At 71.8% G+C, this 19000-nt stretch carries 13 protein-coding genes; 4 read left to right on the top strand and 9 right to left on the bottom strand.

Annotated features, from left to right (window positions below):
* Positions 1 to 4 precede the first annotated feature (4 nt).
* The 5 genes from VGW35_22440 to VGW35_22420 all read right to left on the bottom strand — a co-directional run bounded on the left by VGW35_22440 (position 5) and on the right by VGW35_22420 (position 5663).
* Positions 5 to 1246, bottom strand: a complete 1242-nt coding sequence (locus tag VGW35_22440; GenBank protein ID HEV8310432.1) for a beta-ketoacyl-[acyl-carrier-protein] synthase family protein — start codon at positions 1244 to 1246, stop codon at positions 5 to 7.
* Positions 1243 to 1566, bottom strand: coding sequence for an acyl carrier protein (locus VGW35_22435; protein HEV8310431.1), 324 nt, complete (start codon positions 1564 to 1566; stop codon positions 1243 to 1245). The genes VGW35_22440 and VGW35_22435 overlap by 4 nt, the downstream gene beginning before the upstream one ends.
* Positions 1567 to 1573: 7 nt before the next feature.
* Positions 1574 to 2806 (bottom strand): beta-ketoacyl-ACP synthase II, encoded by a 1233-nt coding sequence (gene fabF, locus VGW35_22430; GenBank protein ID HEV8310430.1) that lies wholly within the window; start codon positions 2804 to 2806, stop codon positions 1574 to 1576.
* Between the two features lie 430 nt (positions 2807 to 3236).
* Positions 3237 to 4295 (bottom strand): beta-N-acetylhexosaminidase, encoded by a 1059-nt coding sequence (gene nagZ, locus VGW35_22425; GenBank protein HEV8310429.1) that lies wholly within the window; start codon positions 4293 to 4295, stop codon positions 3237 to 3239.
* Complete coding sequence (locus VGW35_22420; protein HEV8310428.1) at positions 4296 to 5663, bottom strand: AmpG family muropeptide MFS transporter; 1368 nt, start codon at positions 5661 to 5663, stop codon at positions 4296 to 4298.
* 162 nt (positions 5664 to 5825) lie between these two features.
* On the opposite strand from VGW35_22420, the gene VGW35_22415 reads away from it, so the two are divergent.
* Entirely contained in the window at positions 5826 to 7103 is a 1278-nt protein-coding gene (locus VGW35_22415) for a GspE/PulE family protein (protein ID HEV8310427.1), read from the top strand.
* A 74-nt stretch (positions 7104 to 7177) separates the two neighbouring features.
* On the top strand, positions 7178 to 7396 hold the full coding sequence (locus tag VGW35_22410; protein ID HEV8310426.1) for a hypothetical protein: 219 nt from the start codon (positions 7178 to 7180) through the stop codon (positions 7394 to 7396).
* Between the two features lie 3 nt (positions 7397 to 7399).
* On the opposite strand, the gene VGW35_22405 is transcribed toward VGW35_22410, so the two are convergent.
* Positions 7400 to 8083: a trypsin-like peptidase domain-containing protein gene (locus VGW35_22405; protein HEV8310425.1), complete on the bottom strand. Its 684-nt coding sequence runs from the start codon at positions 8081 to 8083 to the stop codon at positions 7400 to 7402.
* A gap of 301 nt (positions 8084 to 8384) precedes the next feature.
* On the bottom strand, positions 8385 to 10328 hold the full coding sequence (locus VGW35_22400; GenBank protein ID HEV8310424.1) for an ATP-binding protein: 1944 nt from the start codon (positions 10326 to 10328) through the stop codon (positions 8385 to 8387).
* A gap of 238 nt (positions 10329 to 10566) precedes the next feature.
* On the opposite strand from VGW35_22400, the gene VGW35_22395 reads away from it, so the two are divergent.
* A complete protein-coding gene (locus VGW35_22395; GenBank protein ID HEV8310423.1) occupies positions 10567 to 10914 on the top strand; it encodes a hypothetical protein in 348 nt (115 codons plus the stop codon).
* Positions 10915 to 11046: 132 nt separating this feature from the next.
* Here the strand turns inward: VGW35_22395 and VGW35_22390 are convergent, their stop codons facing one another.
* Positions 11047 to 13746 (bottom strand): GAF domain-containing protein, encoded by a 2700-nt coding sequence (locus VGW35_22390; GenBank protein HEV8310422.1) that lies wholly within the window; start codon positions 13744 to 13746, stop codon positions 11047 to 11049.
* A 181-nt stretch (positions 13747 to 13927) separates the two neighbouring features.
* On the opposite strand from VGW35_22390, the gene VGW35_22385 reads away from it, so the two are divergent.
* Positions 13928 to 18211: a GAF domain-containing protein gene (locus tag VGW35_22385; GenBank protein HEV8310421.1), complete on the top strand. Its 4284-nt coding sequence runs from the start codon at positions 13928 to 13930 to the stop codon at positions 18209 to 18211.
* A 57-nt stretch (positions 18212 to 18268) separates the two neighbouring features.
* Here VGW35_22385 and VGW35_22380 read toward each other — a convergent pair whose 3' ends face one another.
* Positions 18269 to 18880: a cob(I)yrinic acid a,c-diamide adenosyltransferase gene (locus VGW35_22380; GenBank protein ID HEV8310420.1), complete on the bottom strand. Its 612-nt coding sequence runs from the start codon at positions 18878 to 18880 to the stop codon at positions 18269 to 18271.
* Positions 18881 to 19000 lie beyond the last annotated feature (120 nt).

Below are 19000 nucleotides of genomic sequence, written 5' to 3'. Positions count from 1 at the left end.
CGATCTACCGGCCCCCGGCGCGTCCGAGGACGAGCACGGAGTGCGAGCCGCCCATCGCGTGGGCGGCGACGAGCAGGTGGTTGACGCGCGCCGGGCGCCCCCGGCGGGGGACGTAGTCGAGGTCGCAGGCCGGGTCGGGAACGTCGTGGTTCAGGGTGGCCGGGGCGAACTGCTCCTCGAGGGCGAAGCCGGCGGCGACCACCTGAAGGGCGCTCGGGGCCGACAGGGACTGTCCCGTCAGCGGCTTGATCGAGCTGATCGGGATGTTGTACGCCTGCCGGCCGAAGGCCTCCCGGTAGGCGGCCGTCTCCGCGCGGTCGTAGTCCGGAAGCCCGTTGCCGTGGGCGCAGATGTAGTCGATCTCGGACGGATCGATCCGCGCCATCCGGAGCGCTCGCTCGATCGCCGCCCGGAGGGCGGCGCCGGCCGGGTCCACCTGCCGGAGGTTCACGCTCTCGCTGGCGGCCCCGAACCCCAGCACCTCGGCGTAGACCCGGGCGCCGCGCGCCTCGGCCTGCTCGAGGTCCTCGAGAACGAAGGCGCCGGCCCCCTCGCCGAGGACCAAGCCGCTGCTCATGGCGTCGAATGGCCGGAGCGCCTCGGCGGGCGCGCCGGGCCACCGCGACAGCACTCCGAGTGCGCAGAAGGCGGCCTGGGTGTAGGCGGACAGCGGCGCGTCGGTCGCCCCGGCCACGACGCCGGGGACGTGGCCGTGCCGGACCTGCTGGTAGGCCCACTGGACGGCGTCGATCCCGGTGGAGCAGGCGGAGGTCAGGCTCATGGTCTGCCCCTGGAGCCCGAGCTCGATCGAGACATGCGCCGTCACGGCGTGGCCGGCGCTCTCCAGCATGATCGAGGGGGACAGCCTCCGCGTGCCGTCCTCGAGAAACTCCTCGTAGCTCTGCTGGAGCTCCACGACGGCGGTGGTCGAGCTGCCGAAGCACACCGCGAAGCGTCGCGCCGCCGGGACGGCCGCCAGGCCCGCATCCTCGTAAGCCATCCGGGCCGCGGCGACCCCGAACCGGGCGAAGCGGCCCATGGTGACAGCCGCCTTGGGGCTCATGAAGTCGCGAGGCTGGAAGTCCTTCACCTCGGCCGCCACGCGACACGGATAAGGGCTCGGGTCGAAGAGCGTGGCCGTGTCGATTCCCGATACGCCGTCCCGAAGGGCCTGCCAGAACGCCTTCAGGCCGACCCCCGCCGGCGTCACCGCCCCCAGCCCGGTGATCCCGACCCGGCGAGTCACGCCGGCCTCCGCGTCTCCCGCGTCTTGTCGGTCCCGCGGGCGGGCCCCCCGCTTCGGCTCGGAGTGCGGCTTTCCTGTTCCACGGCCAGCCGTTGGACGAGCGCGATCATGTCGGCCACCGTCTTGAGCTGAGAGACCTGGTCGTCACTCGTCGTGACCCTGAACTCCCGCTCGATGGCGATCACCAGCTCGACGGCGTCCAGCGAGTCCACCCCCAGGTCGTCGACCAGGTTCGCGTCGCGCCGGAGATCTTCGGGCGCGATGCCGAGTCGGTTGGTGAGGATGTGCTTGATGCGGGGCTCGAGGTCGGGGATGTCCATGGCGGGATCAGTCGAAGTCGGCCTTCCGGAAGACGAGGACCGCGTTGATCCCGCCGAACGCAAACGAGTTGGAGAGGGCGGCCCGCACCACGGAGGCCCGGGCCTCGTTCGGCACGTAGTCGAGATCGCACTCCGGGTCCGGTGTCCGGTAATTGATCGTCGGCGGGATCAGGTTCCGCTCGAGGGCGAGCGTGGTGGCGATCGCCTCGATCGCTCCCGCGGCGCCGATCAGGTGTCCGGTCATGGACTTGGTGGAGCTGATCGCCACCCGGCGGGCATGAGTGCCGAAGACTTGCTTGATCGCGCGGGTCTCGTTGACGTCGTTGTGGGGCGTCGAGGTGCCGTGAGCGTTGATGTAGTCGATGTCTTCGGGCCCGAGCCCGGCGTCGGCGAGGGCGAGCCGCATCCCCCGCGCCGGCCCGTCGCTGGACGGAGCCGTCGGGTGGTGCGCGTCGCCGCTCAACCCGTACCCGACGAGCTCGCCGTGGATGTGGGCGCGGCGCGCGCGCGCGGAATCGAGCGTCTCCAGCACGAGGATCCCGGCCCCCTCGGCCAGCACGAAGCCGTCACGCTCTCGATCGAAGGGCCGGCTGGCCCGCGCCGGCTCGGCGTTCGCCGTCGACAGGGCCCGCACCGCGCAGAAGCCGCCGACGACGAGCGGGTGGATGAGGGCGTCGGTCCCCCCCGCCAGCATCGCGTCGGCTTCCCCGCGCTGGATCATGCGGAACGCGTCGCCGATCGCGTGGTTCCCCGCCGCACAGGCGGTCGCGGCGGCGGCGATCGGCCCCCGGGCCCCGGTGCGCATCGAAACCCAACCGGCCGCCATGTTCGGGAGGAGCCCCGGCAAGGCGTACGCGCTGATCGCCTGGGGGCCCTCCTCGCGGAGCGTGTCGTGCGTCCGGATGAGCCACGGCACGCCGCCCATCCCGGTTCCGATCGAGACGCCGACCCGGTCGGTCTGGCCCTCGACGTCGAGCTTCGCGTCCGCGATCGCCTCATTGGCCGCCGCCAGCGCATAGTGGACGAAGGCGTCCGTGCGGACGACGTCGCGGCGGGGCAGATAGGCGAGGGGGTCGAAGCCGCGCACCTCGCCGGCGATCTGGGAGGGAAAGGCGGACGGATCGAACCGGGTGATGCGCCCGATGCCGCTCACACCTTGGCTCAGGGAACTCCAGAACGCGTCGACGCCGATCCCGATCGGAGACACGACACCCATCCCGGTGATCACGACCCGTCGCATCTCGTCCTCCCGACCCCGGGGTGCTGTCGGGCGACCCCTTCAGGGCGCACGCCCGCCGTAACTGCTTGAAAAACCGGACGTGCTGTAACGTACTAAGAACCAAGCAAAAACGATGAGGAAAATTCGGACCCCATATCGTGGGCCCGAATCTTGCGGCACCCCCACCGGAGGGACATCCGGGCCCTCCCGATCGGCCCCCTCGGTAATGCGGCCGGACCGGGCCCGCCAGGGTCGTGTCCGAGGCTCCCCAACCGGGGCACGCGCCAACCGAGGGGTCAGGGCGGCGGAACCTGCGGGAGCCGCCGACGAGTGGGCGCCGTCTCCGCGGCGGTATCCCCGGCTCTCTCGGCGGCCGTACCGACTCGAAACAGCTCATACTACTGCACGCGCCGGCCCTGTCAAGCCCTCCTCGCAAGAGTTGCGACGGCGCCTACGCGCCGCCGCGGCGGGCCACTTCGGCGGCGAGCTCGCGGTGCTCCGCGCACCCGATGACGCCGACGTCCGGGGTCGGCCGCGCCGACGCGAGCGCACGGAGCGCCGCCCGCCGCCGGCGAGCCGCGTCGAGGGAGAGGCGGCCGGCGGCCAGGGCTGCCTCGAGCGCGCCGAGCGCCTCGCCGCGGCTCGTGGCATCACGGCAGACGAGCGCCAGGTCGCCGCCGGCCTCGACGAACCGCACGGCGGCGGCCCCCACTCCCCAGGTCTGGGCGACCGCCTGCATCTCGAGGTCGTCGCTCACGACCAGGCCCGTGAAGCCGAGCCGCCCGCGCAGAAGTCCTCCGATCACCGCGTGCGAGAGGGACGCGGGCCAGTCGGCGTCCAGGGCCGGATAGCGGATGTGGGCGACCATCACGCCGAGACAGCCGGCGGCGATCGCCCGGCGAAAGGGCAGCAGCTCGACCTGCTCGACCATCGCGGCGGGGGCGTCGATCTGGGGCAAGGCCAGGTGCGAGTCGACGGCGGTGCGGCCGTGCCCGGGGAAGTGCTTGGCGACGGGAATCAGCCCCTCCTCGAGCGCCGCGGTGATGAAGGCCACTCCACAGGCGGCGACGGTCTCGGGGTCGGCGGCGAATGCGCGGTCGCCGATCACGGTGTTGCCGGGGTCGGTCAGGCAATCGAGGACCGGGGTGAGGCCGGAGTCGAACCCGGCCGCCCGGAGCTCACGCGCCATGGCGCGCGCGACCGCGCCGGCGAGAGCCGGGTCTTTCGCGCGCCCGACGGCGGCGGCGGGCGGAAACCGGGTGAACGGCGGCGGCAGCCGGTGCACGCGTCCGCCCTCGTGATCCACGAGCACGAGGACGTCCGGGCCGAGGGCTCGGCCGGCGGCGGTGAGGGCGAGGACCGTGTCCAGCGAGGGGCAGTTCCGGGCGAACAGGATCACGGCGGCGAGGCCGGATGTCTCGGCCAGTGCTACCACGTCGGCGGGGAGCGTCGTGCCCTCGAAGCCGACGCCGAGCGCCTCGCCCGGTCGGATTCGCGGGGACGCCGGCACTTACGGTCGGAGCGTCGCCGGTCGGCCGGCCGTCGGAAAGCGCCGCATCATCCACCCGAGGATGAGGAGTCCCGGCACGGCCAGGACCGTCGAGATGAGAAAGAAGGACACCCAGTCCACATGGTCGGCGACCCAGCCGCTCGTCGACGAGAGAAGGGTCCGCCCGACCGCCATGAAGGAGGAGAAGAGCGCGTACTGGGTCGCCGTATACGCGACGTTGCACAAGAGCGACAGGTAGGCCACGAACGCGGCCGAGCCCATGCCGCCCGTGAGGTTCTCGAGGCCGATGGTCAGCATGAGCGTGGAGACGTCGTGCCCCATCATGGCCTGCACGACGAACATGAGGTTGGACAGCATCTGGAGGACCCCGCAGCCGAGCAAGGCCGGCATCACCCCGTAGCGGGTGACCACCACCCCGCCCAGGAACACGCCGGCCAGCGTGGCCGCGAGCCCGAAGATCTTGGTGACGCCGGCGATCTCCGCCTTGGTGAAGCCGATCTTCACGTAGAAGGGGTTGGCCATGACGCCGGCGAAGGCGTCCCCGAACTTGTAGAGCAGGATGAAGGCGAGGACCAGCCCGGCGACCTTGAGGCCGCTCCGCCGGATGAACTCCGCGAAGGGCTCGATGACCGCCTCCCGGACCCGCGCCAGCGCGCCGCCCCCCGGGGGGCCGGTCGGCGCGCCGACGAGCGGCTCGGGGCTCGCGACGGTCGTGGCGACGCCGACCAGCATGAGGGCGGCCATGACGGCGTAGACCCCGAACCAGGAGACGGACTCGGCCAGGTACAGGGCTCCCGCCCCGCTCGCCAGCATGCCGATGCGATACCCGAACTGGGTCATGGCCGCCGCCGCGCCCTGCTCGTGCTCCCGCACGCTCTCGATCCGGTAGGCGTCGATGACGATGTCCTGGCTGGCCGAGAAGAAGGCCACCACCAGGGCCCAGAGTGCGGTCCAGAAGGGCGCCTGACCCGGACGCGTGGCGCCGAGGGCGAGGATGGCCAGGATCAGGCACGCCTGAATGGCGAGGAGCCAGGAGCGGCGCCGGCCGAGCCAGGCGGTCAGGCCGGGGATCGGCGCCCGATCGATCATGGGGGCCCAGAGAAACTTGAGGGTGTAGGGGGTGCCGACCATGGCAAAGAGGCCGATGGCGGTGAGGCTCACGCCCTGCTCGGTGAGCCAGATCGACAGGGTGGAGAGGGTGAGGAGCAGCGGCAGGCCGCTGGCGAAGCCGAAGAGGAAGACGATGATGAGCCGTCGCTCGAGGTACACGGCGAGCGACTCGATCCAGTCGCGTCCGGCCCGGCGGGTGTCGGTCGTCCACCCTCGCGAGGGGCTCTCCGCGTCGACCGGCTCGTCTCGCGACTCCATCCCGCGCATTGTACCCGACCACGGCCCCCGGACGAATTCGTCGACGACCTGTACCGGGCCGCGCGCGCCCGCGTCGCCGCCGGCTCACAACCCCGCGCGAATCGCGCCTCGCCGGCCGGAGGGGCCTGGTACTCCCTGTGCATGGGATCGGCACCGACGACCATGAAGGAACCGCTCGCGATACCGACCCGCCCCTCCGCCCAGAACGGCGGGAGCGCGGGCAGCCCGGCGCGGGGGCGGAGCGCCGAAGTCGTGGAGCCGATCATCCGGCTGGTCGATGACCTGATCCGGCAGGCGCTGGCCGACGGCGCCAGCGACATCCACCTCGAGCCGGAACGCGACCGCCTCCTCGTCCGGACCCGCATGGATGGCTTCCTCGTCAAGGTGCGCGAGATTCCCCGGGCGCTCCACACGGCGGTGGTGTCCCGGATCAAGGTCATGGCCAGCCTGGACATCGCAGAGCGGCGCGTGCCACAGGACGGCCACATCCGGATCCGGACCGGAACCGTCGACGCCGACCTTCGGGTCTCGACCCTGCCGTGCCGCCACGGCGAGAAGGTGGTACTCCGGCTGTTCGAGCCGGGACGAGGGCTCCTGGCTCTCGAGCACCTCGGGCTGAGCGTCGATCAGCTCACGCTGGTCGACAAGATGCTCGCGCATTCCCACGGGATGCTCCTGGTGACGGGGCCCACCGGCTGCGGGAAGACCACGACGCTGCGGGCGTGTATCCACCGGGTGCGGGCCGAGCACCTCAACATCATCTCGGTGGAGGACCCGGTCGAATACGAGATCCCCGGGATCACCCAGATTCAGATCAACGAGCGGGCGGGTCTCACCTTCGCCGAAGCCCTCCGGGCGATCCTCCGGCAGGACCCGGACATCATCATGGTCGGCGAGATCCGTGACGGCGAGACGGCCGAGGTCGCGTTCCGTGCCTCGCTGACGGGTCACCTCCTGCTGAGCACGATGCACACCAACGACGCGGCGAGCGCCATCCTCCGCGTGGTGAACCTCGGTATCGATCCTTATCTGGTGGCCGCCTCGACCATCGGCGTCATCAGTCAGCGGCTCGTGCGCCTCGTCTGCCCGAGCTGCCGGGTCCCGGCGGTCGTTCCGTCGGCCCTGCTGGCCGAGGTGCCTCGGCTCCGCGAGGCGGCGGGTGCCCTCGTCCGGGGTCGCGGCTGTTCGGCCTGTCGACACACCGGCTACCGCGGTCGCACGGGGATCTACGAGCTGCTCGCGCTCGACGACGAGACGCGGGCACTGCTCGCCCGGGAAGCCGGGGGGACGCGCTTTCACGCGGCGGTGCGCGCGGCTGGCCTGCAGACGCTCTACGACGACGGGATCCGCAAGGTGGCGGCCGGGCTCACCACCCTCGACGAGGTGCTCCGCGTCACCACACCGGCGAGACCGCTCCACCTCCTCGGCCCGCCGGGATGACCGGCCCTCCGGCGCCGGCCGCGCTACACTGGGCCCGGGCATGGCATCCCGACCACACCGGAGCGGGAGGGCGCATGACGGAGCACATCGGCGAGTGGGAGATTCTCGGCATCCGGCAGCTGGCTGCGGTCGACGAGCGGGCCGAGGAGTTTTCGGGCACCCTGCTGGTCCATCGGCGGGGAGGCGCAGAACCGGTCGAAGCGATGGCGGTGACGGCGAAACGCGCGGTGCTGGCTGAGCTCGAGGGTTACCTCACGCGGCTCCTCCGCCGCTCCCGCGGATTGGCCGGCTGACGGCTATCGAGCACTGTCCAGGAGGTCTTCGAACCCCCATTCCTCGAGAAGCGCGCGGACGCGGGTGATGGGGATCACGGCCGCGGTGCCGATCCGCGCCACACCCGCGATCGCGCCGCCGGGCATGACGAGGCGCGCCGTCCAGTAACCCTGGATGAGGCCGAGGAGGCGCCCGGTCTGGGCGTCGAACACGCCGCCGCCGCTCGCGCCCTCGGTGACCGTTCCCTCGACGATCCATCGGAGGGTGCCGAACCAGGACGCCTCGCGCGCGTGCCCGGGCCAGACGCGAACCTGCCCCTCGCCGGGGAAGCCGGCGAGCCACACGTCGCCATCGCGTTCGGGACCCACGCCGATCCGCGCCGGCCGGCACGTCGCGATGGCGCGCAGCACCGCCAGGTCGCGTTCGCCGGCGTCTACCTGCTGGATCGCCTCGCCCCGCACCGGGCGCCAGTCATTTCCGTCGGGCAGGAGCACCTGGACCGAGTCCGAGGCCTGGCGGCCGTCCAAGACGTGTCCCACGGTCAGGAGGTAGCAGACCGCCTCTCCGTACTCTTCGCGGGCGGCGACGATCACCGCCGATCCGCGCTTGACGACCTGACCTTCGCGCTCTACCAGCACCTGGGCGATCACTTTCACCGGGCCGTCCGGGCCGGCATCGGCCGCGGGCTGGATGACGGTGCGGCGCATGTGTCCAGTGAGTGCCAGGAAGAGGACGAGGAGGGTTACCAGGGCCGCCCAGGGACGCCGTCGCGGCCGCCCCGCCTGGCCGGGCCGTCGGGGCTCCGCCGGGCGCATGACGCGGGAGGCGGAGCAAGAAGGGTGCCTCGCCACAGCATGCGGACCCGGGGCACTCTTCGCGCCTGATCTGACGAGGGGTTCAGGGTCGGCAGGCCCCCGGCCGCTCACAGGGGAGAGGCCCCGGCTCAGGTCGCCGCACCCGGAATTCGGGTCGGTGCACCAGGGGCGACCGGAGGCGCCGTCGGACGGACTACCGGGCCGGCGCGCCGGGGGCCTCCGTGAGGGGTAGCAGGAGAATGAAGGTGGCGCCGCCGCCCGGGGAGTCGTCGACCCGCAGGTTCCCGCCGTGGGAGAGCAGGATCTCGCGCGACACCGCGAGGCCGAGCCCCGTGCCCTCGCCCGGCGGCTTGGTGGTGAAGAACCAGTCGAAGATCTTGCTCTTGACGGCCGCGGGGATGCCGGGGCCGTCGTCGATGACGTGGATCTCCACCGCGCGCTCGAGCCGTCGCGTCTGGACGGTGATGACGCTGCCTTTCTCTCCCGCGTCCATGGCCTGCCGGGCGTTGACGAGCAGGTTGATGAAGACCTGTCCGAGACGGTGGGGGTCGGCCTTGACCTGAGGCACCGCCGGGTCGAACGCCGAGACGAGCTTGATGCCGGAGACGGCGCACTGGGGCCGCTCGAGGTCCATCGCCACCTGGAGGAGCTGGTGAAGCTCGACCAGCTCCAACGTCGGGGGCTGGGGGCGCGCCATCTTGAGGAGCTCGCGGACGAGCCGCTGGGCCCGCGTCGCCGCCTCGATGATGTGTCCCGCGCGCTCGCGGCTCTTGTCATCCACCGTTTCCTTCTGAATCAGCTGGGCGAAGGCCGTCACCGCGGTCAAGGGCGCGTTGATGTCGTGGACGACCCCGGCCATGCTCTGGCCGACGGTCGCCAGCCGCTCGGCCTCCATCAGGTGCGTCCGCGCCTGCGCCATCTCGGCCTCGAGCGCCCCGACGGCGGCCGCCCGGTCCTGACTCGACAGCGCCAGCTCGAGCTGCCGGGCTAGCCCTTCGAGCACGTTGACGTCTTCGGAAGGCAGCACGTGCTGCGGGTCCTCCCAGCCCAGGACGAGCGCGCACCGCGAGAGCTCCGAGCCGCTCACCGGCACCAGGAGCAGTCGGGCGGGAAGCGACTCCGCTCGCGCCGGGTCGCCGTCGAGCGGCAACCGCTTGAACCAGGCTGGCTCTCGGCCCTCGAAGGCCTCGAGAACCTGGGGGGTGAGCGTGAGTCCGAGCCCGCCGAGCCGGTCGCGCCCCCCCGGTCCCCGCCGGGGCGTCCAGTCCGCGACGGCGTCCAGGCGGCCCTGCTCCGCTGTCCCGAGGAAGGCGAGCGCCTGGGCGGGATGAAACGTCTCGCCCAGACCGGGCATGAGCCCGACGAGCGCCGCCGCCGGGTCCGTCGCGCCGGCGAAGGCGTCGGTGACCGACAGCAGGGTCTGCAGCGAGCGCGCGCGCGTCTGGACCGTCTGCAGGAGGTTCGTCTGGTCGATCGCCAGCGCCGCGGTGTCGGCGAACAGGCGCAGGACGGCCAGGTCCCCGTCGGTGAAGTTCTCGCCGCCGGCCAGGCGGTTGGCGTTGAGGACACCGACGACGCGGCCCTCCACCTGGAGGGGGACCGAGAGTGCCGACTGGATGCGCCCTCCCTTCGGGGCGAAGTTGACGAAGCGCGAGAAGTCGTCGCCCTCGTTGAGGAGGAGCGGCTGGCCTTCCCGCGCAACCCAGCCCGCCACGCCGTCCCCGACCCGGATCCGCTGGATGCGCATCGTGATATGCTCGCCCGCCTTGCGGGCCGAGACGACACGCAGCTCGTCACTTTCCACCAGCATCAGCGAGGCCTCGTGGGCGTTCAGACAGTCGGCGGCGCCGTCCACGATGTGCCGGAAGAGGTCCTGCGGCGAGACCTTCTTCGTGAGGAGGCTCGCCGTGACGGCCTGGACCCGTATGATGTCCTCGATGCGGAGGGTCGTCTCACGGCCGGTCGTCTGATCGTGCGTGAGGTCGGTGGGCGGTGCTTCGGGACCGGCTGTCGCGGTGGGTGCCGCCGCTACAGGTAGGGGCGGGGTGGCGGTCACGACGTCGGGGCCGGGCGGCGACCCGGTCCAGAAGCGAGACAACCAGCCCAGAAACGAGCGGTCTTCAGTCGGCTCACCCACGCCGGCCGGCCCTCCCCCCTGCCAGAGTCCCAAGGCCCGAGGATGCTTAGTCTACCGCGAACCGCCGTCACTGCCAAGTTCCACCGCGGTCGGGGCATCTGCCCACGCGAAAACTCTTGGGGGTCCCGGAAAGGCCATGCTACGGTAGCCGGGCGTGGTGGCTCCTACCTGTGGTTCCGAGCGCTCGAGCCCGGCGCCGTTGGTTGGTGGCCGGCGAGGCAGGCGGGGAGGAACGACGATGCGTGCCAGAGTTCTCGTGGTGCTGTTGCTGGCGGCGCTGGTGGCGGTCGGCTGCTCGGCGGCCCAGCTCAAGTCGCAAAAGGACGGCGCCTGGTCGATCTTCCCGCGGGCGCTGCCGGATACCTACGAGCCGCTTCCGTCGGCTTACGGCCATCCGTTTCGGGCCCCGGCGTACGTCCTCCATCCGGTCGGGGTCGTGCTCGACTGGGTGCTGGTGCGGCCCTTCTATCTGCTGGCGAGCCTCGCCCCCGAGTGGTTTGGCCTGACCACCGAGGACGTGCAGCGGTACCAGGAGTCGCTGCCGGAGCTCGTCACGCCGCAGAACGCCCCGCGCCGCTTCGAGTAGCGGGATTCATTCGGGGGGGTCTCGGAAGACCCCCCGAGGCCCCCCGTCGTGGCGGCGGCCAAGCCGCCGCTCTGAGCACTCCCCGATGCACCGCCCGCTCGGTGGCCGGCGCCGGGTCACTCCGCCACACATCTAGCTGCTTCCGCCCTTCGCCGCGGCGCGACCCGTCCGCTCCGCGACGATTCGCAGGATCTGCTCAGCCTGAAACGGCTTGGCGATGACCTGGCAGACGCCGCTCCGCTCGAGCGCGGCCGGGTCGAGCTGATCGCCCCAGCCAGTGATGAGAACCAGCGGAAGCTCGGGGGAGGCGGCCCGGAGACGGGCGGCCACGTCCCAGCCGGATAACCCGGGCAACCCCAGGTCGATGAGCGCCAGATCGAGCGTCCCGTCGGCGGCCAGCGCGAGGCCGGCCGCTCCGTCCTCGGCGGCCAGCGGGACGTGGCCGGCCGAGCGGAGGACGTCCACGATGAGCTCGCGCACCGGCGGCTCGTCGTCGACGACGAGGACGCGGGCGGGCCGGGCGGGTGGCGCTGGCGCCGTCGTCTCGGCCCCCCGGGAGTCGGGCGGGCGCCGGGCCCGGACGGGCAACGTGATGGTGAAGGCGGCTCCGGACCCCGCCGTGCTCTCGACCTCGATCCGGCCTCCGTGGCGCTGGATGATCCCGTAGGCGACCGCGAGCCCGAGGCCGGTGCTGCGCGGGCCCTTGGTCGTGAAGAAGGGCTCGAACACTCGGGCCCGGACTTCGGGGGTCATGCCGTGCCCGGAGTCGCGGACCCGCGTCACCACGCTTCCGTTCTCGGCGTGAACGCTCACGTGGATCGTCCCGCCGTCCGGCATGGCGTCGACGGCGTTGAGGACGAGATTGATGACGACCTCGCGCAACTCCGCCGCCTGGCCCGCCACCGCGGGGACGGCGCCGAGCTCCATGACGACCGCGTACGTCACGCCGCGCACCTGGGCTTCGTCCTTCCAGCGCCCCTTGGTCAGCTCCAGCGCCTCGCGCACGACGTGCGCGAGGTCGACCGGCCCGAACGGCCGCGTCTGCCGGGTGCGGGTGAACTCCTGGATGCGGCGGACCGTCTGGGCGGCGTCGGTGGCGGCCCGCTCGATCATGGAGAGCCCGCGCCGGAGCTCCGGGTCATCGGCGCGCATGAGCAGGAGCTGGACGCGGCCGAGGATCACCGCCAGGAGATTGTTGAAGTCGTGGGCGACGCCGCTGGCCATCTCGCCGAGCGCGCGAAGGCGCTCGGTCTTGACGAGCCGGTCCTGAGACGCCTGGAGCTCCTCCAGGGCGCGCTGGCGCTCGGCGTGGGCCCGCGCGTTCATGATGGCCACGGCGGCGTGATCCCCCAGTCCGGTCAGGAAGGCCTCATCCCGCTCGGTGAAGGGCTGCCGCGTCCGGTTGACGACCCACAACAGGCCGATCACCTGGTCCTGGTTCAGGATGGGCACCCCCAGATTGGCGACGATGCGCTCGGCCCGGGCGGCGTCGTCGAACGCGTGGACGAACCGGGGATCGGCCAGGTAGTCCTCGGTCCGAAAGGGGCGCTTGTGGAGGAGGAACCAGCCACCGATGCCTTGCCCGGGCTGGATGCGATACCGGGCAAACAAGGTGGTGAGGGCCCCCGTCGAGGCGACGGTCTCGACGTTGAGCGCGGTGGGATCCACCAGGGCGCAGAAGGCGGCGTCGCTTCCCGTCCCGGCTCGGGCTGCCTCCACGATGTCCTGGAGGACGCGTGGCAGGTCGAGCGAGCGGGAGAGGGTGAGTCCGATGCGCCGAAGCACCTGCACCTCGGCCGCCCGCGCCTGCGCCGTCTCATAGAGCGCGGCGTTCTGGATGGCGATGGCGGCATGGCGAGCCAGCGCCTCGATGGTGCTGACGTCGGCCGGCTCGAATGGCTCGACGGTCCGCCGGTGAACCCAGAGGACGCCGAGCAGCGTCGCGCCGGCCAGGATCGGCACCGCCGCCGTCGAGCGGAGCCCTTCGACCCGGGCCGCCTCGTCGGGGTCCCAGCGTGGGTCGGTCAGGCGGTCGGCCGACGTGACGGGCACGCGCGTCGCCAGCACTGCCCCACCCAGCCCGAGCCCCGGGCGGAAGACCATCCGGTCGTAGACGTCCGTCAGGTGCCCCGTCTTGGCGACGACCGCTGCCTCGGTTCCGCCCGGCTCGTAGAGCGCCAGCGTGACGAGGTCGGCCCGGCAGAGCCGGCGCGCGTGCTCGACCACGCGCTGGAGCACGGTGTTCCGGTCGAGCGCCGCCGACACGTCCCCGGCGATCTCCGTGAGCGCTTCGGCCCGCTGCCGCTGGTGCTGGGCGACGGCGTAGAGCCGCGCGTTCTCCAGGGCGATGGCCGCGTGATCGGCGAAGGCCTGGACGACCGCCAGCTCATCGGCGCTGATCGCGCGCTGAGCCCGGGAGCGGAGCGCGAGGACCCCGGTGACCCGCGAGCCGATTCGAAGCGGCACGCCGATGTACATCCGGTAGCCGTGGCGGCGGTCGGCCTCCTGGTGGAGCGGGTCGAGGCGAGGGTCGTTCGGCAGGTCCGTGACGACCATCGCCTCGCCGGTCAGTGCCACCCGGCCGGTGAGGCTCTCGCCGATCTTGATGCGGGGCCGCAGCATGGCCGGGTCGCCCCACTGGCCCGCGATCACGAGCTCGTCGCCCTCGACCAGCCGGAAGCCCCCGGTCTCGAAGCCCAGGAGCCGAGCGGCGGCGTCCGCGATGGTGCCGAGGAGCACCTCGGGCGGCGTGAGCGCCGTGATGCGCTTGATGGTGTCGAGGAGGGCCCTGAGCTGGCCCTGCTCGGATGGGCTGGGGAGCACCTGGGTCACCGGACGCCTCTCGGGGATTATATGCGTGACGCCGTCCCGGGGGCCACCCCTGCCGCCAGCCGCGCGCTGACCCTTACGGAAATCCTTTAGGCGCGCGGGCTTGCCAAGTTCTCGGGGCGGCCCCGGGGCTGTGTCATAATCGAGGATCACCGGGGCCCCGACGGGGCCGAGGGGAGGCCGAGTGCCGAGCGGGTCGAGCGATCCCGAAGTCGTGCCGCACGTGGATCTGGTCCGGGAGCTGTCGGTCCGGCTCCGGGAGACCCAGACCCTCCTGACCGTCAGCCAGGCCCTCAGCACCACGCTGGATCTGACCGAGGCGCTCCGCCGCGTGGCTCGGGAGACGGCGCGGGCCATCGGGGCGGACATGGTCGGCGCGTTCCTGGCCGACCCGGACGAGAGCTGTCTCCGCCCCACGGCCGGCTACCACGTCCCGAAACCCTTGCTCGACAGGCTGCGGGAGTTTCCGATTCCTCTCAAGAGCCACCTCTTCTTCGAAGAGGGGTGGCGCTCGGCGCGGCCGGTCAGCTCGACCCACGCCGGGGCCGACCCCCGGATCGACCGGGAGACGCTCGATCGGTTCCGCCCGCGGTCGCTCGCGTTCGTGCCCATGGTGGTGAAGGGGGCGCCCATCGGCGGGCTCCTGGCCGTCTGGTGGGGAGAGACGCACGAGCTCTCGGGCGAGGAGCTCCGCCTCGTGGATGGGATCGGTCGTCAGGCCGGCCTGGCCGTCGAGAATGCCCGGCTCTATGGCGAGGCCGAACGGCGACGGCAGGAGGCGGAGATCTTCGCCGAGCTGTCCCAGGCGCTCAACGCGTCCTTGGACCTCGACACGGTCCTGGAGCGGGTGGTCGAAGGCGCGCGCGCGGCGTGCGGAAGCGACATGGCGCACATCGCCCTCCGTGACCCGGATTCGGGCGTGATGGTGTTCCGGTACTGGGCGGGAACCCGCTATCGGGGCCACCAGCCCTACGCCGTCGAGCCGGGCAAAGGGCTCGGCGGCCAGGTGCTCCTCACCGGCCAGCCCTTCCGGACCGACAACTACGCGCGGGATCCGCGGATCAGCAAGGACTACCTGGCCACGATTCAGGGCGAGGAGATCGTGGCGTCCATGGCCGTCCCGATCAAGTTCGGCGATCGCGTGGAAGGGCTCCTGTTCGTGGATAACCGCTCGCCGCGCCCCTTCACCGACTGGGACGAGACGATCCTGCGGCGTCTGGCCGAGCAGGCGGCCATCGCGGCGCAAAACGCGCGCCTCTTCGCGCAGACCGAGCAGCGCCGGCGGGCAGCCGAGACCCTGGCCGACCTCGGCCGCCTGGTCTCGCAGTCGCTCGATCCGGCCGAGGTGGGCCAGCGAATCGCGGAGAGCGTGCGCGCGCTGTTGGGCGTGCAGGCCTCGACGCTCTATCGGCTGGAGCCGGAGTCGGAGGACCTGGTGGCGCTGGCCATCGCCGAAGAAGGCCGCCCGACGGTCGCCCGAGGCATGGTCCTGCCGCGGGGCACCGGCGTGTCCGGACTCGCGGTGCGCGAGCGGCGCCCGGTGGTCACCACCGACGCCCTGATCGATCCCCGGTTCAGCTTGACGGCGGAGACGCGGTCCCGCGTCGAGCGGGCGTCGTATCGCGCGGTGCTCTCGGTCCCGCTCGTCGTCAAGAACCAGGTGATCGGCGCGCTGGCCGTCGCCGACCGGGCGGGTCGCGTCTTCAGCGAGGACGAGACCCGGCTGGCCCAGACCTTCGCGGACCAGGCCGCGCTGGCCCTGGAGAACGCGCGGCTCTTCGGCGAGACGGGACGGCGCCTCAAGGAGACGGAGACGCTGCTGGCCGTCGGGCAGATCCTTTCTCTGAACCAGCCCGTTCAGGAGGCCATGCGCCAGGTCGCGCGGGCCGTGGCCCGGGCCTTCGGGGCCGACATGGTCGGCGCCTACTTCCTGGACGCCCGCAAGGAGAATCTGGTCCCGGTCGCCGGCTATCGCGTGCCCAAGGAGCTGATCCGGCAGTTTCTGACCTCCCCGTTTCCGCTCGCCCGGTTCGAGCTCCTGCGGCAGGCGTTCGCCACCGGCCGACCGGTGTGGACCGCCGACTACGTGCACGATCCGGGCGTGGATTCGGGCTTCCTGACCGCCGCTCAGCCCCGTGCGGTGCTCTTCGCCCCGACGCTGGTGCGGGGTGACATCGTCGGAGGCCTCTTCCTCGTCTGGTGGACGCCCGGCCGGCGCTTCACCGCCGGCGAAGTCCGCCTGATCGAGGGCGTCGCCGCCCAGGTGGGGCTCGCCCTGGAGAACGCCGATCTCGTCCGGCAGACCCAAGAGAAGCTGGCGGAGACCGAGACGCTGCTGTCCCTGACCCGCGTGCTGTCCTCGACGCTCGACCTCCAGTCGCTTCTCCGCCACTTCCTCCGCCAGGTGGCGCGCACGACCCGGGCCGACTCGGTCGGCGTGTGGCTGGCCAATCCCGCCACCGGCGACCTCGAGCCGCTGTCGGGTTACCGCGTCCCGCCGCGGATTCTGGCGGAGATCCGCGAGTACCGGATCCGGCCCGCGGAGAACGCCTTCTATGCCGAAGGCACGGCCTCGCGGCGCGCCCTGGTCTCGACCAACGTCCCCGAGGACCCCCGCATTCCGGACTCCTTCAAGGCCATCGTGCCGCACCGCACCCAGCTCTTCGCGCCCATCGTCGCCAAGGATCGGGTCATCGGGGCCTTCATCGCCGTCTGGTGGCAAGAGGCGCGCGCGTTCTCGGATCGGGAGCTGGCCCTCATCGAGGCCATGGGCAGCCAGGCTGGCGTGGCGGTGGCGAACGCCGAGCTCTTCCTGGAGAATCAGCGACGGCTGGAGGAGCTGTCGGTGCTCCACGAGCTGTCCCGGGCGGTCACCGGCCAGCTCGACATCGCGCGGCTCGTCCAGGCCATTCACCAGCAGGTGGGCCGCGTCCTCGACGCCGGGAACATGGTGCTCCTCTTCTTCGACGAGGCCCGGGGCGAGTTCGAGGTGGGCCTCCGGATGGTCGACAACGTGCCCGACGGGAACCCGATCCGGCGCTATCCACTGGGCGTGGGTCTCATGAGCCGCGTGGTCGAGCGCCGCCAGCCCATTCGGACGAGTGACTACGCCGCCGCCTGCCGTGCCGAGGGCGTCACGCCCGTCCCGACCTCGCTCCGATTGCCGCACTGGCTGGGGGTGCCGATGATCGCGGGCGACCAGCCTCTGGGCGTCCTGGCGCTCCGGAACGCGGTCCGCCCGTTCACCGAGGCCGACGAGCGGCTCCTCCTGAACATCGCCGGCCTGGCCGCCCTGGCCATCCGGAGCGCCCGACTCTACGAGGAGCGGACCCGGGCCTATGCGGAGCTGGCGGCGACCCAGAACCAGCTGATCCTGAGCGAGAAGCTGCGGGCCCTCGGCGAGATGGCGGCCGGCGTGGCCCACGACTTCAACAACATCCTGGCGGCGGTCATGGGCCGCGCCCAGCTCCTCCTCAGCCAGACCGAGGACCCGGCCCAGCGGCGGCAGCTCGAGATCATCGAGACGGCGGCCATGGATGGGGCGCGGACGGTCCGGCGCATCCAGGAGTTCACGCGGATGCGACGGGCCCGGCCGTTCCAGTCGGTCAACCTCAATCAGCTGGTGGACGAGGTGCTCGAGGTCACCCGGTCGCGGTGGATGGACGCGGCGCAGGCCCAGGGAGTGGCCTACGACCTCCGGGTCGAGGCGGCCCCCGTCTCGCCGGTGGCCGGCGACCCCTCGGAGCTCCGCGAGGTCCTGACGAATCTGCTCTTCAACGCTCTGGACGCCATGCCCGAGGGCGGGCGGATCACCTTCCGGACCGGGGTCCACGGCGACGAGGCGTATTGCGTGGTGACGGACACCGGGCCGGGGATGACGACGGAAGTACGGCAGCGCGTCTTCGACCCGTTCTTCACGACCAAGGCCGAGAAGGGGACCGGGCTCGGCCTCAGCGTGGCGTACGGGATCATCACGCGGCACGGCGGCAGTATCGAGGTCGAGAGCGAGCCGGGCCAGGGCAGCGCGTTCACGATCCGCCTGCCGGTGGCCGGCGAGATCCCGGCGGGCCTCGCGAAGCCGCCTCCGCCGAGGCCGCAGCATGGCGCTCGGGTCCTCGTCATCGACGACGAGGAACGGGTCCGGCAGGTGCTGGTGGAGATGCTGCTCGGACAAGGCCACGTCGTCACCGCCTGCGCCGACGCGCGCTCCGGCCTGGTCCGCTTCCACGAGGAGCCGTTCGACCTCGTCTTCACGGACCTCGCCATGCCGGCCGTATCGGGGTGGGAAGTGGCGCGGCTCGTCAAGCAAGAGAGGCCCGGCACCCCGGTCGTGCTCGTCACCGGCTGGGGAGACCAGATCGAGCTGGGCGAGGCCCGGGCCAAGGGCGCCGACTGGGTGGTGGCGAAGCCGTTCGAGATCGAGGGGGTGCGCGCGGCCGTCGCCCGGGCCCTCAGTCGCCCGGGCTGATCTGTGATATACCCCCGCTGGGGGAGGGTAGGGTGAGGGGAGAGGGTAAGGAGGGGCTTACCGGCGTGATCGCCGGTGGGACTCCAGCCCTCGCTCCCACAGGTACTCCTTCTCCCCGAGCCGCCGGGCCACCCAGCGGGAGAGGACGAACAGGAGGTCGCTCAGGCGGTTACTGTACCTGAGCGGCCACTCCCCGATGGGCTCGACGCGGGACAGCCGCAGGATTTCGCGCTCGGCACGGCGGCAGACGGTTCGGGCCTGATGGAGGAAGGCCCCGACGCGCCCGCCGCCGGGCAGGACGAAGGACTTCAAGGGCTGGAGCTCCTTCTGGCACTCGTCGATCAAGCGCTCCAGCTCGCGGATGTCGGCCTCGCCGATCCGGTACATCCCCTCGTACGCCGCGTCCTCGGGGGTGGCCAGCTCGCTTCCCAGGTCGAAGAGCTGGTTCTGGAGCCGCCGCAGGAGGTCGTCGAGCCAGCGATGGGCGTCCCCCTCTGCGAGACGCTCCTCGTTGAAGGTGCGCGCCAGACCGACCACCGCGTTGAGCTCGTCGATCGTGCCGTAGGCTTCGATCCGAAGCGCGTCCTTGGGCACGCGCTTGCCCCCCACCAGCGCCGTCTCGCCTCGATCGCCGGTGCGGGTGTAGACGCGAGTGATGCGGATCGGCATGAAGGCCCTCCTCGGCGACGCCGCGGTTTGCAAATCTCCGGGCCACCGCCGCTCGGAGCGGACTACCAGGAGCGTGGCGGTTAGGCTAGACTGTGCGCGCGGTCGGTCCGAGAGCTAGCA

The organism is Candidatus Methylomirabilota bacterium (genome assembly GCA_036005065.1).
Lineage (GTDB): Bacteria > Methylomirabilota > Methylomirabilia > Rokubacteriales > DASRDR01 > DASYQW01.
This window is presented reverse-complemented; position numbering and strand designations above follow the sequence as displayed.

What these genes read in the sequence shown, in the direction of transcription:
- VGW35_22435 (HEV8310431.1), bottom strand. Translation starts at nt 1,566, where the DNA reads ATGGACATCCCCGACCTCGAGCCCCGCATCAAGCACATCCTCACCAAC.
- fabF (HEV8310430.1), bottom strand. Translation starts at nt 2,806, where the DNA reads ATGCGACGGGTCGTGATCACCGGGATGGGTGTCGTGTCTCCGATCGGG.
- VGW35_22420 (HEV8310428.1), bottom strand. Translation starts at nt 5,663, where the DNA reads ATGGAGTCGCGAGACGAGCCGGTCGACGCGGAGAGCCCCTCGCGAGGG.
- VGW35_22415 (HEV8310427.1), top strand. Translation starts at nt 5,826, where the DNA reads ATGAAGGAACCGCTCGCGATACCGACCCGCCCCTCCGCCCAGAACGGC.
- VGW35_22410 (HEV8310426.1), top strand. Translation starts at nt 7,178, where the DNA reads ATGACGGAGCACATCGGCGAGTGGGAGATTCTCGGCATCCGGCAGCTG.
- VGW35_22405 (HEV8310425.1), bottom strand. Translation starts at nt 8,083, where the DNA reads ATGCGCCGCACCGTCATCCAGCCCGCGGCCGATGCCGGCCCGGACGGC.
- VGW35_22395 (HEV8310423.1), top strand. Translation starts at nt 10,567, where the DNA reads ATGCGTGCCAGAGTTCTCGTGGTGCTGTTGCTGGCGGCGCTGGTGGCG.
- VGW35_22380 (HEV8310420.1), bottom strand. Translation starts at nt 18,880, where the DNA reads ATGCCGATCCGCATCACTCGCGTCTACACCCGCACCGGCGATCGAGGC.